Raw genomic sequence first — 18,456 nt, 5'->3', positions numbered from 1 at the left:
TACCTTTTTGACAGGATCATGACCGTATCGCCATGGGGCGGCGTTCGAGGATATGCTAATCTGCGCGCCTTGTTTCGAGATCAGTCGTCTGGCGCTTTGGCCGACAGACGGCGCCCGACCGCCAGAGAGACCGATGAAAATCATTCATGTCAAGAATCCGGAAAGCCGCGAGGCGTGTCTCGCACAGCTGTGCGCCAATGTGTATGGCCAAAAAGCCGGGCTCGATCCCCTGGTGACTTTCACTGGCACGTTGGGGGTGTTGTTCGAGCAGGACGCGGCGCGCATTTTCGTCCTGGCCGACGAGCAGCAGACGATTCTCGCCATGCTGCTGTTGGTCTCGGACATCGAAGGCCAAGGTATGGAAGTGTCATTACTCTCGACACCGGAGTCCGGGGGCGACGAAGAGCATGTCAAACGTCTGATCAGGGAAATGGCCACACGCGCGCCCTTGCGGGTGCATGCCCCCGACGAGGCCAGCGAAACCTTCTTTCGCGATTGCGGCATCACCCGATGGCTGGAAATGCCGGATGGCATGCGCCTGGGCTTGGCCGCGCAGCATGAAACAGTCACGCCGGATGCTTTGACGAAACCGTTGCGTTTCAATGCGGAGGGCATCGTGCAGACCTTCAAGCGCGAGCCCGAGACCTTTGAGTCATACAAGGCGCGTTTCATCGCTGGTCTGGAGCGTTTCGACGGCCGGGTGTGAAGATGCTCGCCGGGGCAATGCCATGCGACTTTAGTGGCGATGCGCCACGTCGGTCGCATTCTTGGGGTCGGATGGCTTGACCCGGCGGACGTTCGGCGCTTGGATGAAAGCCTAGATTCGTTAGCTTCATAAGGAAGGTTGCATGGCCAAGCGTATTCAGTTTACTAGTACCGGTGGACCCGAGGTCCTGGAATATGTCGACGTTACCCCCGTCGAGCCTGGCCCAGGTGAAGTGCGCGTTCGCAATCGCGCGGTGGGATTGAATTTCATCGACATCTACTTTCGTACCGGGCTTTATCCTGCGCCGAGCCTGCCGTCCGGCTTGGGCACCGAAGGGGCCGGCGAGATAGATGCGGTTGGCGAAGGCGTGGAGGGCTTCGCGCCGGGCGATCGTGTCGCTTATGCCCAGGGGGCGTTGGGCGCCTACGCCGAGCAGCACGTGTTGCCGGCGGAGAAGGTCGTGACGTTGCCCGAGGCCATTAGCTTCGAGACCGCAGCGGCGGCCATGCTCAAAGGTCTGACGGTGCAATATCTTCTGCGTCAGACCTATCGGGTGCAGGAAGGTGAGACGATTCTCTTCCATGCCGCCGCAGGTGGCGTCGGCTCCATCGCCTGCCAATGGGCGAAAGCGCTTGGCGTCAAATTGATCGGTACTGTCAGCTCGCCCGAGAAAGCCGATTTGGCCAAGCGCAACGGGGCTTGGGCGACCATCGACTACACGCGGGAAAACGTCGTCGAGCGCGTGCGTGAGTTGACCGGTGGCGAGATGGTGCCGGTGGTATATGACTCGGTAGGCAAGGATACCTGGGAAACGTCGCTGGATTGCCTGCAAAAACGTGGCCTGATGGTCAGCTTCGGCAATGCTTCCGGTGCGGTCGAAGGCGTCAACATCGGCATTCTCAATCAGAAGGGCGCCCTGTTCGTGACGCGACCCAGCCTCAACGGTTATGCCGACACGCGTGAGCGCTTCGAGGCCATGGCCGAGGAACTGTTCGAGGTGATCGCCAGCGGCAAGGTCGCCATCGATGTCGCCAACCGTTACCCCCTGAGCGAGGCCGCCCAGGCACAAGAAGCCCTGGCGGCGCGCAAGACGACGGGGTCGACGGTGCTATTACCCTGATGGTGGGCCACGTATCCCGACGAGTGGCGGTCGTGGGCTGGGTGGTTGCCGCGGTGGCGTTGGCGGGATGTGCCACCGACGGTGGCGAAGCGTCCGGCGGGACCGCAGAGCGTGGCCAGGCCAGCTACTATCATGATCGCTTTCAAGGACAGCAGACGGCTAGCGGTGAGCCTTACGATGCCCAGGCGTTGACCGCCGCGCATCGCAAACTGCCGTTCGATACCCGTGTGCGTGTCACCAACTTGGATAATGATCGTCACGTGACGGTGCGAATCAACGACCGAGGCCCCTTTACCGAAGGGCGCATCATCGATCTTTCGCGCCGTGCGGCCGAACGTCTTGATATGCTGGACGACGGTACGGCGCCAGTACGCGTGACGCCGTTGCCGTAAGCCATCCCACGCGGCCGTGTCTCAGCGAGGCGCGGCCGCGCTTTTTTCATGCCGTGTCGTGCCACACCACACTTTCCTTGTCGAGCGCGAAGGCATCGAAGGTGAAATCGTCGACGCTGAGCATCTCCAGCACCTCACCCTCGAAACGCCGCATGAAGTCGGCTTCCTCATCGTCGATCAAACCGGACTCCCAGGCTGCTTCCACGCGCTGCTCGGGATGCAGTGCCTCGGCGGGTAATTCGCCCTTGCCATAGGCCTTGCCAATACGCCGGTAGAGCGGCTCCGCACGCTCGCTGTCGGCAAGCAAGGCGTTATAGCGCGCCAATGGGTTATCCCGTTGTCCGGCGTCTTGCGTATCCCAGGTATTGTTGAGCAGCTTGTGACGCAGGGCGCTGTCGCTAGAGACGGCGTGAGCGATATCGCGTGTGAAGCGGTCGTGAGGCTTGTGCCAGCGCCGACCAAGCGGCATCGCGATAGCCGATAGGGTCGTCGCCAAGGCTCGGTTGGGTAGGTTATCGAACAATTCGATGAACGCCTGCTCGGCGCGGTGGAGCAGCGTACGACAGCTGTAGTGCAATAGCGTTGCCTCATGCTCGACGTTGTCCGACTCGTGCCACTGCTTGAGCAGCATCGAGGCGAGATAGAGATTGGACAGCACGTCGCCGAGGCGCGCCGAGAGCATTTCACGTTTCTTGAGCCCTGAGCCGAGACTCGCCATGGCGGCATCGGCGCACAGGCCGAAAGCTGCGGACAGACGTGCGACTTCCTGCGCGTAAGGCGCGGCGATCTCGTCGAAAGGAACGCTTGGCTTGCCGATACCCAGGCCCAGCGTAAAGGCACGCGCCGCATTGCCGAAGACCATGGCGGCGTGGCGGAAGAGGGCCTTGTCGAAGGCCGGGAGATCGTCGTTGTCCTTGGCGGCCAGTTCGTCGAGTACATGGGGATGGCAGCGAATCGCGCCCTGGCCGAAGATCATCAGGTTGCGCGTCATGATATTGGCGCCTTCCACGGTGATCGACACCGGATTGGCGGCATAGGCGATGCCCAGGTAGTTGCGCGGCCCCAGCGTTACCGTGCGTCCGCCGTGCACATCCATGGCATCGGCGAGCATGCTGCGTTGGAATTCGGTCAACTGGCTCTTGAGGATGGCCGAGGGCACCGCCGGCTTGACGTCTTGGTCGATAGTGTTGGCGGTCTGCATGACCGCTGCCTGGGCGATATAAGCATGTGAGGCGATACGCGCCAGGGGCTCCTGGACACCTTCCATTTCGGCGACGGGCAGATTGAACTGACGCCGAATGCGAGTATAACCACCGGCCCATCCCAGCGCGTAGCGACCGATGCCCGAAGCGCCGGAGGGCAGGGTGATGCAGCGCCCGACGGACAGGCACTCGACCAGCATTCGCCATCCTTGTCCGGCCATCTCGGTGCCGCCGATGATCCACTCGAGGGGGATGAAGACATCCTGGCCGCGAATCGGCCCATTCATGAAAGGACTGCCGATGGGATGGTGGCGGCGTCCTATCTCCATACCCTGCGTATGGCGAGGGATCAACGCGCAGGTGATGCCCAGGTCTTCGGTCTCGCCGAGCAAGCCGTCGGGGTCGAACATGCGAAACGCCAGGCCGACCACGGTGGCGATGGGTGCCAATGTGATCCAGCGTTTCTCGAAGGTGAGTTTGAGCCCGAGGACGTCTTCGCCATTGTGTTTGCCTCGGCAGACGATGCCCACATCGGGCAGCGAGGTAGCATCGCTGCCTGCGCGCGGTCCTGTGAGCCCGAAGCAGGGAATCTCGCGTCCATCCGCCAGGCGTGGCAAGTAATGATCTTTCTGTTCCTCGGTGCCGTATTTGAGCAGCAGCTCACCTGGCCCCAGCGAATTGGGCACGCCGACCGTGACCATCAGCGTCTCGTTGACGGCCAGCTTTTGCAATACCGCCGATTGCGCCTTGGCGGAGAATTCCAGCCCGCCATAGCGCTTGGGGATGATCATCCCGAAGAAGCCTTCGCGCTTGAGGTAGTCCCACAACTCGGGGGGCAGATCGGCGCGCGTGCGGGCGATCTCCCAGGCGTTGCACATGCCGGCGGCCACGGCGCATTGATGGTCGACGAAAGCCTGCTCTTCCTCGCTGAGTTCCGTGGTGCCGAAATCCAGCAGCCGTTGCCATTGGGGGCGGCCGGAGAAGAGCTCGCCGTCCCAGGCCACACTGCCCGCTTCGAGGGCGATACGCTCGGTCTCTGAGACTTTGGGCGCCGACTTCTTGAAAACTGCGAAGAGGCGCGGAGTTAGCCATCGGCGCCGCAATGTGGGTAGCCCGCAGGCCGCCACGGTCAGGGCGCCGAGCCACAGCAGCACGCCCACGATTACTGCGCCGAAGACGATGCCGATGGCGCCGAGGATCACTAAAAGCCCCAACGCCGGCAAGGCACCCGCCTCTCGACGCATGATCCAGACCAGGCCTGCCAGCGCCACGACGATGAGCAACAGTTCCAACATGTAGACTCTCCCTGGATGATTTCTAACGCCTGTTTGAATTCAGCCTAGCGCACTCATGTCGCTACGACTAGTCATCCGTGGTGGCAGCCGTCATTCAAGGGGGCGTCGTCATTCAAAAAGGAAAGGAGAACCCGCACCGCATGGGGCGGCACGGGGCAGTGCGGTCAGGTCGTTGACCTCGAGTGCTGCGAATCGTTGTCGAGTCGGCTCGGACGCAGTCGACGATGCAGCCAGTCAAGGTAGAGATAGACCACCGGTGTGGTGTAGAGCGTCAACAGCTGGCTCAGGATCAGGCCGCCGATGATGGTGATGCCTAGCGGCGCGCGCAACGCGGCGTTCTCATCGGTGCCCAGCAGCAGCGGAATCGCGCCGAGAATCGCGGCCAGCGTGGTCATCATGATGGGACGAAAGCGTACCACGGCGGCTTCGCGTATGCTCTCGAGCGCGCTCAGACCGCGTTCGCGCTCGGCACTGACGGCGAAGTCGACCAACATGATGGCATTCTTCTTGACCACGCCGATCAGCAGGATGATGCCGATCAGGGCAATGAGCGTGAACGGCGTGTCGAGCAGTATCAGCGCCAGCAGGGCACCGACCCCGGCCGAGGGCAGGGTGGAGAGAATCGTCAGCGGGTGAATGTAGCTCTCGTAGAGAATTCCCAGCACCAGGTAGACCGTCACCAGCGCGGCGAGGATCAGCCATGGCATGGCTTGCATACCGCTCTGGAAAGCTCCCGCGCTACCCTCGAAATCCACCTGCACGGCAGTGGGCAAGCGCAAGTCATTCACCGCCTGGCGGATGCGCTGGGTGGCATCGCCCAGCGTGACGCCGTCTTCGAGATTGAACGATACCGTGGTGGAAGCGAACTGTCCTTGGTGGTTGACGGTCACCGGCGTGGTGCTTTCCTCGAGATGACTGAACGCCGAGACGGGAATCGCCTCGCCTTCATCATTGACGACATGAAGCCGAGAAATGGCTTCTGGTTCGCTACGCTGTTCGGCGTTCACCTCGAGGATCACGTAGCGTTGATTGTCGGCGTCAAAGAGGCTAGTGATGCTGCGTTGCGCGAAGGCATTGCCGAGCAGCGTGTCGACGTCCTGCATGTCGACGCCGAGACGCTTGGCGGCATCGCGATCGACCTTGAGCTCCACGGCTTGACCTTCGCCCCGACTGTCGCTATCGACGCCGGTCAGTCCGTCGATCCCCTGCATGGCGTCACTGACGCGCTGCGACCAGGTATCGAGTAGCGCTAGATCGTCGCTCTTGAGGGTGATTTCGTATTGTGTGCCGGTATTCTGTCGGCCACCGATACGAATATCTTGCAACGCCATCATAGAGGTGTTGACGCCGGGAATATCGCTCATCGACGCGCCCAGACGGTTGCCGATGGCTTGCGTGCCCGCCTCACGCTGGCCCTCCTCAAGGGTGATGAACAAGGTAGCGGAGGCGCCCCCGCCACGGCCACCCATGAAGCCCAGCACGCTATGCACCTCGGGCGCGTCGGACAGACGCTCGCGAATGGTACGTAACTTGGCCGACATGGCATCGAACGACAGACTCTGGTCCCCGCGCACGAAACCGATCAGTCGCCCGGTGTCCTGCTCAGGAATGAACCCTTTGTCGACGGCGACGTAGAGATAGCCGTTGAGCACGATCACGCCGACCAGAGAGAGCAGCGTCAAGCGCCGATGACGCAGGGCGATATCCAGGCTGCGCGAATAAAGCCGCTGACAGCCCTGGCCGAAGGCGAGCAGGGCTGCCTCCCAGCGTGGAGTGCGGCGCTCGCGTCCCGGGCGCAACCAGCGCGCGCAGAGCATGGGCGTCAGGGTCAATGACACCACCAGCGAGACTAGCACTGCCAACGACAGAGTCATCGCGAATTCGAAGAACATGCGTCCGATGAAGCCGCCCATGAACAGCAGAGGCAGGAAGACCGCCACCAGGGACACGCTCATCGAGGTCACCGTGAAGGCTACTTCGCGTGCGCCTTGCAGGGCGGCTTGCCGGGATGACATGCCTTGCTCGATATGTCGGGCGATATTCTCGACCACCACGATGGCATCGTCGACAAGAAAGCCGATCGACACGATCAGTGCCATCAGCGACAGTGTGTCGAGCGAAAAGCCCATGACATGCATCATCGCGAAGGTGCCGATCAGCGACACGGGAATCGCCAGGCTGGGAATCAGCGTGGCGCGGGCGTTGCGCAGAAACAGGAACACCACCAGCACCACCAGCGCGATGGCCAGCATCAGCGTGAGCTGTGTCTCATGCAAGGAGGCCTGTATGCCGGGGGCGCGGTCGAGCTGCACGCTGAGCGCGGCACTTTGCGGCAACTGACTCTCGATGGATGCCATGCGTTCGCGGATGCCGGCGATGGTGTCGATGACATTGGCGCCGCTACTGGCACTGATGACCAGCAGCACGGCCGGTTGCTTGTTCTGAAAGCCCACGTTGTAGCGGTCTTCCACGCCGTCCTTGATATTGGCGACATCGCTCAGGTGCATCACCGCGCCGTCCTCGCCGCGCGCCACGACGAGATCCTCGAACGCCTCGGCTTGCATCAGCTGCGAGTCGGTGTCGATTTCCCAGCGTGTGGTGGGGGACGCCACGAAGCCGGTGGGCGTGCTGGTGGTGGCACTGCGTATCGCATTGGCCACGGCGGTCAGCGATACGCCCGCATGCTCGAGACGACGCGGATCGAGTGATACGCGTACCGCCGGGGACGAACTACCGCCGACATTGACGTCGCCGACTCCGGGAACTTGCAGGATTGGTGGCGCGATGCGTTCGTCGGCGAGTTGGTAAAGCTCACTGGTGGGCAGCGTGTCGGAGGTGACCGAGAGAATCATGATCGGCGCCGCCGACGGGTTCATCTTGCGATAACTGGGGCGGCTGGTCATGGCGCTGGGCAGCAACGGCTGGGCATCGTTGATCGCCGCCTGCACCTCACGTGCGGCGACATCGATGTCCTTGTCGAGAGCGAACTGGACGGTGATGCGTGTCGAGCCGTCCGAGCTGCGCGAGGTCATCTGCGAGATGCCGGAAATGGTCCCCAGCGAACGTTCCAGCGGCGTGGCCACGCTAGACGCCATGGTCTCCGGGTTGGCACCGGAGAGGTTGGCGTTGACCACGATGGTGGGGAACGACACGTTGGGTAGCGGTGCCACAGGCAGGCGCTGGTAGGCCAGCAGCCCGAGCAGCACGATGCCCAGCGCCAGCAACGCAGTAGCCACCGGACGATGCACGAAGGGACTGGAAACGCTCACCTGCCGGCCTCGGTATCCATGGCGGTGTCACTTGCTTTGCCACGCCGACGCCAGCGTTCGGCCAACCGGTCGAAGAATAGATAGATCACCGGTGTGGTGAAAAGCGTCAGCAATTGGCTCAGCAACAGACCACCGACCATGGTCATGCCCAGCGGGCGCCGCAACTCGGCCCCGTACCCGCTGGCGAGCATCAGCGGTAGTGCCCCGAGCAGGGCGGCGGAGGTAGTCATCATGATCGGCCGAAAGCGCAGCAGCGCGGCACTGTGAATCGCGCGATGGGCCGACATGCCCTGTTCCCGCTGCGCCTCGAGAGCGAAGTCGATCATCATGATGGCGTTCTTCTTGACGATGCCGATTAGCAGGATGATGCCGATGATGGCCACCATGCCCAGGGCGCTATTGCTGAGCATCAGGGCCAGCAAGGCACCGATGGCCGCCGAGGGCAGGGTCGAGAGAATGGTCAGCGGGTGAATATAGCTCTCGTAGAGCACGCCCAGCACGATATACATGGTGATGATGGCGGCGGCGATCAGCCACAGTGTGTCGCGCGTCGAGGTAGTGAACGCCAGGGCGGTACCGCGGAAATCGAGCTGCGTGTCGGCACTGAGCAGGTCATCGCGGGCCGCTTCCACGGTATTGAAGGCGTCCGAGAGCGAATAGCCGGGCGCGGCATCGAATGACATCAGCGCCGAGGGAAATTGGTTGAGGCGTTGACGCGACAGTGCGGTGGATTCTTCCTTGACGCTGACCAGACTCGACAGCGGCACCATGGCATCATCGCTGCCGCTGACATACAGCCGCGAAAGGGCCTCGGGACCGGCGTCGTCGCCATGCATGGCACCCAGCACCACGCGATACTGGTTGGATTGGGTGAAAATCGTCGAGATCAGGCGCTGGCCGAAGGCATCGTAGAGGGCATCGTCGATATCGGCGACCGAGACGCCAAGCCGGCTGGCGCGGTCGCGGTCGATGCTGACCTTGAGCTTGAGCCCTGAATTCTGGAGATCGGTGGCGACATGGGCGATGGCCGGTGCGTCCTCAAGACGCTCGGTCATTGACGAGACATCTTGCGCCAATTGGTCGCGATTGCCTTGGGTCAGGGCGAACTGGTACGGATAGCGGCTGACGGTGTCTTCCAGCGTCAGGTCTTGCACCGGCGTCAGTGCCAGATCGATGCCGGGGACATCGGCGGCGGCATCGAGCAGCCGCGAGACGATGGTATCCAGGTCGGCGTCGCGCGCGTCCAGGTCGGCCAGGTCGATTTGCAGGCGGCCGCCATTGAGCGTGGTGTTGGTGCCGTCGATACCGATGCTCGAGGCGATATCGGCCACGGCGGGATCGTCCATCAAGCGCTTGGCAAGATCCTGCTGACGCGCCGACATGGCCCGGTAGGACGTCGTTTGCGTGGCCGTGGTGACACCACGCAAGGTCCCGGTGTCCTGAATCGGGAACAACTGCTTGGGCATCATCCAGAACAGCACGGCGGTCAGCACGAAGGTACCCAGTGCCACCCATAGCGTCGCTGTCTGATGCCTGAGCACCGTGTCCAGGGCACGCTCGTAGCCACGCGTGAGGCGCCCGAAGAGGCCCTGGCGGCTGCGTACCATGGCTTCGTCGTCGAGGGCCTGAGCGTCGCCCTCGGCATCGCCGCTGCGACGCCGCAGCCAGCGCGCGCAGAGCATCGGCGTCAGGGTCAGGGAGACGAACGCCGAGATGACGATGGAAATCGCCAGTGTCATGGCGAATTCACGAAACAGCTCGCCGACCACACCGCCCATGAACAGCAATGGAATCAGCACCGCCAGCAACGAGACCGTCAGCGAGAGGATAGTGAACGCGATCTGGCGCGATCCCTTGAGCGCTGCCTGCAAGGGCGTTTCGCCACGTTCCAGGTAGCGCGTGATGTTCTCCAGCACCACGATGGCATCGTCGATGACGAAGCCGGTGGCGATGGTCAGCGCCATCAAGGTGAGGTTGTTGAGACTGAAACCGGCCAGGTACATGGCGCCGAAGGTGCCGACCAGCGACAACGGGACGGCCAGGCTGGGGATCAGCGTTGCCGGCAGGTTACGCAGGAACAGGAAGGTGACCATGATCACCAGCGCGATGGCGAGGACCAGCTCGAACTGTACATCCTCGACGGCGGCGCGGATCGTGGTGGTGCGGTCGCTCAAGATGTCCACGTCGACGCTACCCGGCAGACTCGCCGACAACGCCGGCAAGCGCCGTTCGATGTCGTCGACGACACTGACCACATTGGCGCCGGGCTGGCGCAGCACGTCGACCAGAATCGCTCCCTCGCCATTGGCCCAGGCCCCCAGTTGCGCGTTTTCCGCGCCGTCGTCGATGTTCGCCACGTCGCTCAAGCGTAGCGGCGCGTCGTTCTCGTACTTGAGGATCAGGTCGCGGTATCCCGCCGCCGATGTCAACTGGTCGTTGGCGTCGATGCTATAGGCACGGTAGGGGCCGTAAATGGTGCCCTTCGCCTGATTGACGTTGGCGCTTTCCACGGCGCTGCGCACGCTGGATAGATCGAGGCCATGTGCGGCGAGCTGGCGCGAATCGACATCGATTCGCACTGCCGGGCGATTGCCGCCGGAAAGCCGCACCTCGCCGACGCCGCTGATCTGGGCAAGTTTCTGCGCCAGGCGGGTATCGACCAGGTCGTGGACCTCGGTCAATGGCAGACTGTCGGAGGTCACGGCCAGTGTCAGCACCGGCGTGTCGGCGGGATTGACCTTGCTGTAGCTGGGCGGGCGCGGCAGATCGTCGGGCAGCAGGGTTTCCGCCTGATTGAGAGCGGCCTGGACTTCTTGCTCGGCGACGCCCAGGTCGCCCTCGAGGCCGAAACGCAGCGTGATCAGCGATGCGCCCCCGGTACTGGTCGAGCTCATGTCCTCAAGGCCGGCGATTTCCCCCAACTCGTCTTCCAGCGGGGCGGTGACGTGGGAAAGCATGACATCCGGCCCCGCGCCAGGATATAGCGTGGTGACCTGAATGGTGGGAAAGTCGACCTCGGGCAGCGACGAAATGCTCAGCAGACGGTAGGTGAACGCGCCCGTGATAAGGATGGCCAGCATCACCAGGGAGGTGGCGACCGGCCGCAGAATGAATAGCCGCGATGGATTCATGAAGCGTCTCGCGGCGTCTGCGTGTCGGCATCCTCGTCAGCCGTTGAAGAGGCACTGGCTTCTCCCGGTAGAGCGTTGCTGACGACGCGTACCTTGGCACCGTCGCTCAGGCTGTCGATGCCGTCCACGACCACGCGCTCGCCCGCCGAGACGCCGCTGGCCAGGGCGCTTCGATGCTCTTCGCTGGCACTGACGACGACATCGTGTCGAGTCACCGTGCCGTCGTCGCCGACGACATACACGAACAGCCCGTCCTGACCGGTCTGAACCGCAGGCGCGGGGACAATGACGCGGTCATGTAGCGTGTTGACCGTCAGGCGCACGTCGACGAATGCGCGGGGGTAGAGGCGTCCCACCGCGTTGTCGAAGCGTGCACGTAACCGTACGGTGCCGGTGGCAGTGTCGATCTGGCTGTCGATGCTGGTCAGTTGGCCTTCGAGGCGTTCGTCGCCCACTGTGATCGCCGAAACGCTGGGCGAGTCACCTGCCGCGAGTTGCTCGCGCAGTGTCGGTACGTATTGGCTGGGCAATGAGAAGACCACCGAGATCGGATCGAGCTGGGTGAGCGTGGCAATAGGGTCGTCGTCGCCACTGCTGACCAGGTTGCCGGGATCGACGTTGCGTATGCCGATGATGCCCGCGTTGGGCGCAGTGATGTCGGTATAGTCCAACTGAACTTGGGCGCTCTCGATATCGGCGCGATCACTGGAAACGGCGCCTTCGTACTGGCGGACCAGTTGGCGCTGCTGTTCGAGTTCCTGACGGGAGATCGACTGACTCTGGGCCAGTGACTCGTAGCGCTCGAGATCCTCGCGGGCCGATTTTAGCTGTGCCTGATCCTGGACGAGCTGACCTTGGGCGGCGGCGAGCTGAGCCTGATAGTCACGCGGATCGATGGTGGCCAGACGTTGTCCTTTCTCGACATGCTCGCCTTCCTCGAAATCCACCGTGAGCAGTTCGCCCTCGACACGTGGATAGACGTCAATGCTCGATAGCGAGCGTACGGTGCCAAGCGCCCCGACGGTGATCTCGAGATCGCCGCGTCGGGCCTCGATAGCCGCGACGGCCGTGCTCCTTTCCTCACCTGTACTTTCGCCACCTGCACTGGCTGGCGCCCCGTTTGATTGGTCGTCGCTTTGCCAGTCGGGGATCCACCACAGAGCGAGGGCGATCAGGACGACGATGAGTAGTGCGATCCAGAGACGGCGAGAGTGGGGCATGACGGGGCATCGATCCTTGTCAGAGACATTCCGGTGTGGGGCACGCATGCTCGACGAGCGAGCAGGTGTCACCGGTTAAGAGGTGCATTGTAACGAGAGGTTCCTGCTAACGACGAATCGGTTGGGCGATCGTGCACAGTCTAAGAGGGCGGTGGGCAAGAATTAAGGAAGGATAATGCAAAAAACACCCGATGCACGTGCATCGGGTGTTCGAGATAGACGTCATGTCGACGCAAGCATCATCATGCCTTGCGGCGTGCTGGCGCGTCATGGGCGACGTAGTAGTCGACCTCGGCGGGCGGTAGTGGGTCGCGCCCGCGCACCTTATCGGCCATCTTTTCGGCGATCATGATCGTCGGTGCGTTGAGATTGCCGGTGGCGATCACGGGCATGATCGAGGCATCGATGACGCGCAGCCCTTCGAGGCCGTGCACGCATCCCGCGCCGTCGACGACGGCCATCTCATCATCGGCACTGCCCATCTTGCAGGTGCCGGCGGGGTGGTAGGCAGTCTCGGCATGCTGGCGGACGAACTCGTCGAGCTCCTGATCACTCTGGATGTCCGGCCCCGGCGAGATCTCGCGCCCACGATATTCGTCCATCGTCGGCTGCTCGATGATTTCGCGCGTGATACGAATCGCGTCGCGAAATTCCTGCCAGTCCTTGTCATGCGCCATGTAGTTGAACAGGATGCTCGGCGCGGCCTTGGGGTCGCGGGATGTCAGGCGAATACGGCCACGGCTCATGGAGCGCATCGACCCGACGTGGGCTTGAAAACCGTGGGCCTGAACCGCGCTCTTGCCGTTGTAGCTGATCGCGATCGGCAAGAAGTGGTACTGCAGGTTGGGCCATTCTTCCTGGTCGTTGGTACGAATGAAGCCGGCCGCCTCGAACTGATTGCTGGCGCCGACGCCCTTGCCGAAGAACAGCCATTCGGCACCGATCTTGGGCTGGTTGTACCACTTGAGCGTCGGATACAGCGAAATGGGCTTCTTGCACTCGTACTGGATGTACATTTCCAGGTGATCCTGGAGGTTTTCGCCGACGCCTGGTAGCTCGTGTACCACGGGAATGTCGAATTCCTCGAGATGCCCGGGGTTACCCACGCCGGAGCGCAGTAATATCTGCGGTGAGGCGATGGCGCCCCCGCATAACAGTACCTCGCGGCGCGCGTGGGCCTGCTGCGTCTGGCCCTTGCGTTCGTAGCGCACGCCCACGGCACGTTTGCCCTCGAACTCGAGGATATCGGTCGTGGCATGCGTTTCGATGGTCAGGTTGGAACGCTGCTTGGCGATGTCGAGGTAACCGCGCGCCGTAGACGCCCGCCGCCCGTTGGGCGTGGTGGTGCGGTCCATGGGGCCGAAGCCTTCCTGCTGATAGCCGTTGACGTCCTCGGTGGCCGGATAGCCAGCCTCGATACCCGCGCGGATGAAGGCACCGTAGAGCTCGTTGTTACCTTCCTTGGGCGTAGCCACCGAGACCGGACCATCGCCGCCATGATAATCATTGGGTCCGATGTCGCGTGTCTCGGCGCGCTTGAAGTAGGGCAGGCATTGCAGGTAATTCCAATCTTCCAGGCCCGGGATCTTGGCCCAGTTGTCGTAATCCAGCGCGTTGCCGCGCAGATAGCACATGCCGTTGATCAGCGAGGAGCCGCCAAGTCCCTTGCCGCGACCGCAATCCATGCGGCGGCCGTTCATGTGGGGTTCGGGGTCGGTTTCGAACGCCCAGTTGTAGCGCTTGCCTTGCAGCGGATACGCCAGCGCTGCGGGCATCTGCGTGCGAAAGTCGAAACGATAGTCGGGGCCGCCGGCCTCGAGTAGCAGCACCTTGACGTTTGGGTCTTCGGTGAGTCGCGTGGCGAGTACGTTGCCGGCGGAACCGGCGCCGATGATGACGTAATCGAATTCACGGGTCTGAGACATGGGGCCTCCCTGGGCAATGACAAAAAGAGCACGGTGGAAGATGAGCTTTTCCGGCGACAAGTCTGCGCGAGGGCGCTGTAAACCCTTCCATGGGCGCTACATCCGCCATCCATGGCGGATGACCCTCGCGTTGCCTTATCCCCGGCGCTCATCTCGCGAATAGCGCCAAGTAGCGATCAGAATGCCGACTCGAAGGGCCCCATTTCGATCTGTACCGATTTGATCTGCGTGTACTGATCGAGCGACGAGAGGCCGTTTTCACGGCCGATGCCCGACTCCTTGTAGCCGCCCACGGGCATTTCCGCCGGCGAGTCGCCCCAGGTGTTGATCCAGCAGATGCCGGCCTGCAGACGGTGGATGACACGGTGTGCGCGGTTCAGGCTTTCGCTGAACAGCCCGGCGGCGAGGCCGTAGCCGGTGTCGTTGGCACGACGAATGACTTCGTCTTCATCGTCGAAGATCAGGATCGCCATCACCGGGCCGAAGATTTCCTCGCGCACGATGCGCATGTCGTCGCGGCAATCGGTGAAGACCGTCGGCGCGGCCCAGGCACCCTGAGCCCATTCGCCCTGGTTCCAGCGCCCGCCGCCGACGAGCAGCCGCGCGCCTTCCTGGGCGCCCAGATCGATATAGCTCTGCACTTTTCCCTGATGCTCGAAGCTGACCAGCGGACCGAAGTTGACCGCCGGGTCGAGCGGGTCGCCGGCCTTGATGCGTTCCACGCGCTCCTTGATCTTGGATTCGAAGTCCGCCTGGACCGAGCGGTGGATGAAAACGCGCGTGCCGTTGGTGCAGACCTGACCGCTGGAATAGAAATTGGCCATCATCGCGGCATCGGCAGCGCGCTCCAGGTCGGCGTCCTCGAAGACGATCAGCGGCGACTTGCCACCCAGCTCCATGGTGACTTCCTTGAGCGTCGAGCTCGCCGCAGCGGACATGACCTTCTTGCCGGTGCCGGCTTCGCCGGTGAAGGTGATCTTGTCGATGTCGGCATGGTTGGTGAGCATCTGCCCGACGCGCCCATCACCCTGCACGACATTGAATACGCCATCCGGAAGGCCGGCTTCGGTGAGAATTTCCGCCAGTTTCAAGGTGGTCAGCGGGGTGACCTCACTGGGCTTGAAGACCACTGCGTTGCCCGCCGCCAGTGCCGGTGCGGACTTCCAGCAGGCGATCTGGGTGGGGTAGTTCCAGGCGCCGATGGCGCCGATGACGCCCAGTGGTTCGCGACGCGTGTAGAAGAACGAGTCCTCGCGCAGCGGCACCTGGGTGCCTTCGATGGAGGGCGCCAGGTTGGCATAGTATTCCAGCGAGTCGGTGCCGGTGACGATATCCACGGCCTGCGTTTCGCTGATCGGCTTGCCGGTATCCAGTGTTTCCAGGTGGGCCAGTTCGTCGTTGCGGTCGCGCAGCAGCGCGACGGCGCGGTGCAGGATACGGCTGCGTTCCATGCCGTTCATGGCTGCCCATGTACGCTGGCCTTCGCGGGCCGAGGCGACTGCGCGGTCGACATCGTCATGAGAGGCCTGCTGGATGCTGGCCAGCACGCTGCCATCGACTGGATTGATCGTGTCGAATGTCTCGCTGGATGTAGCGTCGACGAATCGACCGCCGATGTAGAGCTTTTGAGTCTCGAAAGTGGCCATGAGGTCCTCCCGCGTCGTGAATATGTCGTGAATGAAAAGTGTCGAGGTCTGGCGTCAGGCGTTTATCGGCGCTTGAGACGTGGCGTGAGCGAGTTGCTCTTCCACATAGTCATAAGCCAGTTGTCGCGCTCGGTCGACATCGATGCCTTGTGGCGCCAGCGCGCCGCGTAGCCAGAGCCCGTCGATCATCGCGGCCAGGCCGCGTGCTGCCTGCTGTGCGTCGAATCTTGGCAGGCAGCGTTGAAAGTGGTGACAGAGGTTCGAATACAGTCGTCGATCGTTGACGCGTTGCAAGCGTTGCAGGTCGGCGCGATGCATGCTGACCGACCAGAAGGCCAGCCAGGTCTTCATGACGATCTTGTTGACCTGGCTGCGGTCGAAGTTGCCATCGATGATGGCATGCAGGTGCTCGCGCGGGGACTCGACATCGTCCTGGGCACGACGCTGTGCGACGGCGTTGCCGAGGTCCCAGAGGATTTGACGCATGGTCGATTCGAGCAACCCGTCCTTGCCGCCGAAGTAGTGGCTGATGATGCCCGCCGAGACGCCGGCACGCTTGGAGATCCGCGCGATGGTGGCATCCGCCAGGCCAACGTCGTCGATGGCTTCCAGTGTCGCTTGAATCAACTGGCGGCGGCGAATGGGTTGCATACCGAGCTTGGGCACCGAGCATTCTCCTTGGCTGACGTTCGGGGGTGCATTCTATTATAGAATGTTTTTATTGAATGTTCAATCAATAAAAAATCTGCTATCTTCCCTATGATAAATGAAATCCATAGTGGAAAAGAATTGCCAAATTCATTTAGCATAAAAAAACGTTATTGAATCGTCATTCAATGACTATCTCAACATCAACGCAAGGGAGAGTCCCATGTCCAACAAGACCCCATTGATTGCGCTGCTGGGCAGTGCCACGTTGCTTTCGCCGCTGGCCATGGCCGATACGCCGGAGGCCTGCCAGCCCGTGCGTTTCGCCGAAGTTGGCTGGACGGACATCACGTCGACCACTGCATTGACGCGTGAGGTACTCGAGGGACTGGGCTATGAAACCACCTCAGATAGCGTGTCCGTGCCCGTGGCCTACGCTGGCATGAAGAACGGCGACTTCGATGTGTTCCTGGGTAACTGGATGCCGTCGATGGCATCGATCAGCGACGAGTACATCGACAAGGGTCAGGTCGATCGTCTCGGCGCGAATCTCGAGGGCGCCAAGTACACCTTGGCGGTACCGCAGTACGTCTATGATGCCGGTGTCACTTCGGTGAAGGACCTGGACGAACATGCGGACAAGTTCGGTAGCAACCTGTATGGCATCGAAGCCGGTAACGATGGCAATCAGATTATCCAGCAGATGATCGACGACGATGCCTTTGGCCTGGGTGACTGGAACCTGATCGACTCTTCCGAGTCGGGCATGCTTGCCGAGCTCAGTTCCAGAACTCAAAGCGAAGAGTGGATGGTGTTCCTCGGCTGGGAGCCGCACCCCATGAACACTAATTACGATATGGCCTATCTAAAAGGCGCCGATGACTACTTCGGCCCTAACCTGGGCGGTGCCACCGTATATACCAATACCCGCGCCGATTACGCCGAGACATGCGGCAACGTGGGCGAGTTGCTCAATAACTTGAGCTTTACCTTGTCCATGGAGAACGAAATCATGGGTGCGATCATGGATGACGGCGAAGATCCGCGCGATGCTGCCCGTACCTGGCTTCAGGACAATCCGGGAGTGCTCGACGAGTGGCTCGATGGCGTGACCACCGTCGACGGCGAGTCTGGCCTGGATGCCGTGAAGCGCGAGCTCGACATCGACGTCTAAGCGCCGCACCTTGTCACGGCCATGGGCTTGCCAAGTGGCAAGCCCATGTGCATAATTCGCTTCCGTTGCGAGCGTTCCTGCCGTGCGGTATGTGGCTACGTAGCTCAGTTGGTCAGAGCACATCACTCATAATGATGGGGTCCCCTGTTCGAGTCAGGGCGTAGCCACCACCTCCCGCTAGATTTCCTACCTACGTGCTACTTCTTTGCCTCACGCTGGCACCTTATCTTCTGTGCCTTGCGCCGTGTCATGCTAGCTATTTTGCGGTCTTTATCAGGGCATGACAGGCGCCTTGAAAAGCACTATGGGCGTTTGGTTGTGCATCCAGGTAGCTGTTTTACAAAGGGAATATGAAGCGCTGCGAGATAAGGCTCTGGCTAGCGAATTTATTTTCAGTCTTGACGCTCCCGCACTAATCCGTATACTACGCCGCGTGCTCCGGCATTTTTCCCCGATAGCTCAGTTGGTAGAGCAAATGACTGTTAATCATTGGGTCGCAGGTTCGAGTCCTGCTCGGGGAGCCAACACCGGATCACACTCGGCGATCCCCGATAGCTCAGTTGGTAGAGCAAATGACTGTTAATCATTGGGTCGCAGGTTCGAGTCCTGCTCGGGGAGCCAATTCCCCGCCGAGTGATATCGCTAATATTCCCCGGTAGCTCAGTTGGTAGAGCAAATGACTGTTAATCATTGGGTCACAGGTTCGAGTCCTGTTCGGGGAGCCAGGC

General features: G+C 61.7%; 11 protein-coding genes and 4 tRNA genes. 8 read left to right on the top strand and 7 right to left on the bottom strand.

Annotation, left to right across the window (positions count from 1 at the left end; genetic code table 11):
* Positions 1–133: 133 nt before the first annotated feature.
* The 3 genes from OP496_RS00740 to OP496_RS00730 all read left to right on the top strand — a co-directional run bounded on the left by OP496_RS00740 (position 134) and on the right by OP496_RS00730 (position 2,218).
* Positions 134–706: a hypothetical protein gene (locus OP496_RS00740; protein ID WP_280561408.1), complete on the top strand. Its 573-nt coding sequence runs from the start codon at positions 134–136 to the stop codon at positions 704–706.
* Between the two features lie 142 nt (positions 707–848).
* Positions 849–1,826 (top strand): NADPH:quinone reductase, encoded by a 978-nt coding sequence (locus OP496_RS00735; RefSeq protein WP_280561407.1) that lies wholly within the window; start codon positions 849–851, stop codon positions 1,824–1,826.
* A 32-nt stretch (positions 1,827–1,858) separates the two neighbouring features.
* Positions 1,859–2,218 (top strand): septal ring lytic transglycosylase RlpA family protein, encoded by a 360-nt coding sequence (locus tag OP496_RS00730; protein ID WP_280561406.1) that lies wholly within the window; start codon positions 1,859–1,861, stop codon positions 2,216–2,218.
* A gap of 46 nt (positions 2,219–2,264) precedes the next feature.
* On the opposite strand, the gene OP496_RS00725 is transcribed toward OP496_RS00730, so the two are convergent.
* The 7 genes from OP496_RS00725 to betI all read right to left on the bottom strand — a co-directional run bounded on the left by OP496_RS00725 (position 2,265) and on the right by betI (position 16,572).
* Positions 2,265–4,715 carry an acyl-CoA dehydrogenase gene (locus OP496_RS00725; protein WP_280561405.1) on the bottom strand — a complete coding sequence of 817 codons (2,451 nt, stop codon included), beginning with the start codon at positions 4,713–4,715 and terminating at the stop codon, positions 2,265–2,267.
* Between the two features lie 164 nt (positions 4,716–4,879).
* Positions 4,880–7,984 (bottom strand): efflux RND transporter permease subunit, encoded by a 3,105-nt coding sequence (locus OP496_RS00720; RefSeq protein WP_280561404.1) that lies wholly within the window; start codon positions 7,982–7,984, stop codon positions 4,880–4,882.
* On the bottom strand, positions 7,981–11,115 hold the full coding sequence (locus tag OP496_RS00715; RefSeq protein ID WP_280561403.1) for an efflux RND transporter permease subunit: 3,135 nt from the start codon (positions 11,113–11,115) through the stop codon (positions 7,981–7,983). Before OP496_RS00715 ends, OP496_RS00720 begins: the two co-directional genes overlap by 4 nt.
* Positions 11,112–12,335, bottom strand: coding sequence for an efflux RND transporter periplasmic adaptor subunit (locus tag OP496_RS00710; protein WP_280561402.1), 1,224 nt, complete (start codon positions 12,333–12,335; stop codon positions 11,112–11,114). Before OP496_RS00710 ends, OP496_RS00715 begins: the two co-directional genes overlap by 4 nt.
* Positions 12,336–12,577: 242 nt before the next feature.
* Complete coding sequence (gene betA, locus OP496_RS00705) at positions 12,578–14,260, bottom strand: choline dehydrogenase (RefSeq protein ID WP_280561401.1); 1,683 nt, start codon at positions 14,258–14,260, stop codon at positions 12,578–12,580.
* A 176-nt stretch (positions 14,261–14,436) separates the two neighbouring features.
* Positions 14,437–15,906 (bottom strand): betaine-aldehyde dehydrogenase, encoded by a 1,470-nt coding sequence (gene betB, locus OP496_RS00700; RefSeq protein ID WP_280561400.1) that lies wholly within the window; start codon positions 15,904–15,906, stop codon positions 14,437–14,439.
* Between the two features lie 54 nt (positions 15,907–15,960).
* Positions 15,961–16,572 (bottom strand): transcriptional regulator BetI, encoded by a 612-nt coding sequence (betI, locus tag OP496_RS00695; RefSeq protein WP_280561399.1) that lies wholly within the window; start codon positions 16,570–16,572, stop codon positions 15,961–15,963.
* 205 nt (positions 16,573–16,777) lie between these two features.
* On the opposite strand from betI, the gene OP496_RS00690 reads away from it, so the two are divergent.
* From OP496_RS00690 to OP496_RS00670, 5 genes are all read left to right on the top strand, one after another.
* A complete protein-coding gene (locus OP496_RS00690; RefSeq protein WP_280561398.1) occupies positions 16,778–17,728 on the top strand; it encodes a choline ABC transporter substrate-binding protein in 951 nt (316 codons plus the stop codon).
* A gap of 93 nt (positions 17,729–17,821) precedes the next feature.
* Positions 17,822–17,898, top strand: a tRNA-Met gene (locus OP496_RS00685).
* 278 nt (positions 17,899–18,176) lie between these two features.
* A tRNA-Asn gene (locus OP496_RS00680) sits at positions 18,177–18,252 on the top strand.
* A gap of 21 nt (positions 18,253–18,273) precedes the next feature.
* Positions 18,274–18,349: transfer RNA gene (locus OP496_RS00675), tRNA-Asn, on the top strand.
* Positions 18,350–18,377: 28 nt separating this feature from the next.
* Positions 18,378–18,453, top strand: a tRNA-Asn gene (locus OP496_RS00670).
* The last annotated feature ends 3 nt before the right edge of the window (positions 18,454–18,456 follow it).

Source organism: Chromohalobacter sp. 48-RD10 (assembly GCF_029889785.1).
GTDB lineage: Bacteria > Pseudomonadota > Gammaproteobacteria > Pseudomonadales > Halomonadaceae > Chromohalobacter.
The sequence above is the reverse complement of the archived record's forward strand: the minus strand, read 5'-3'. Positions and strand labels throughout refer to the sequence as shown.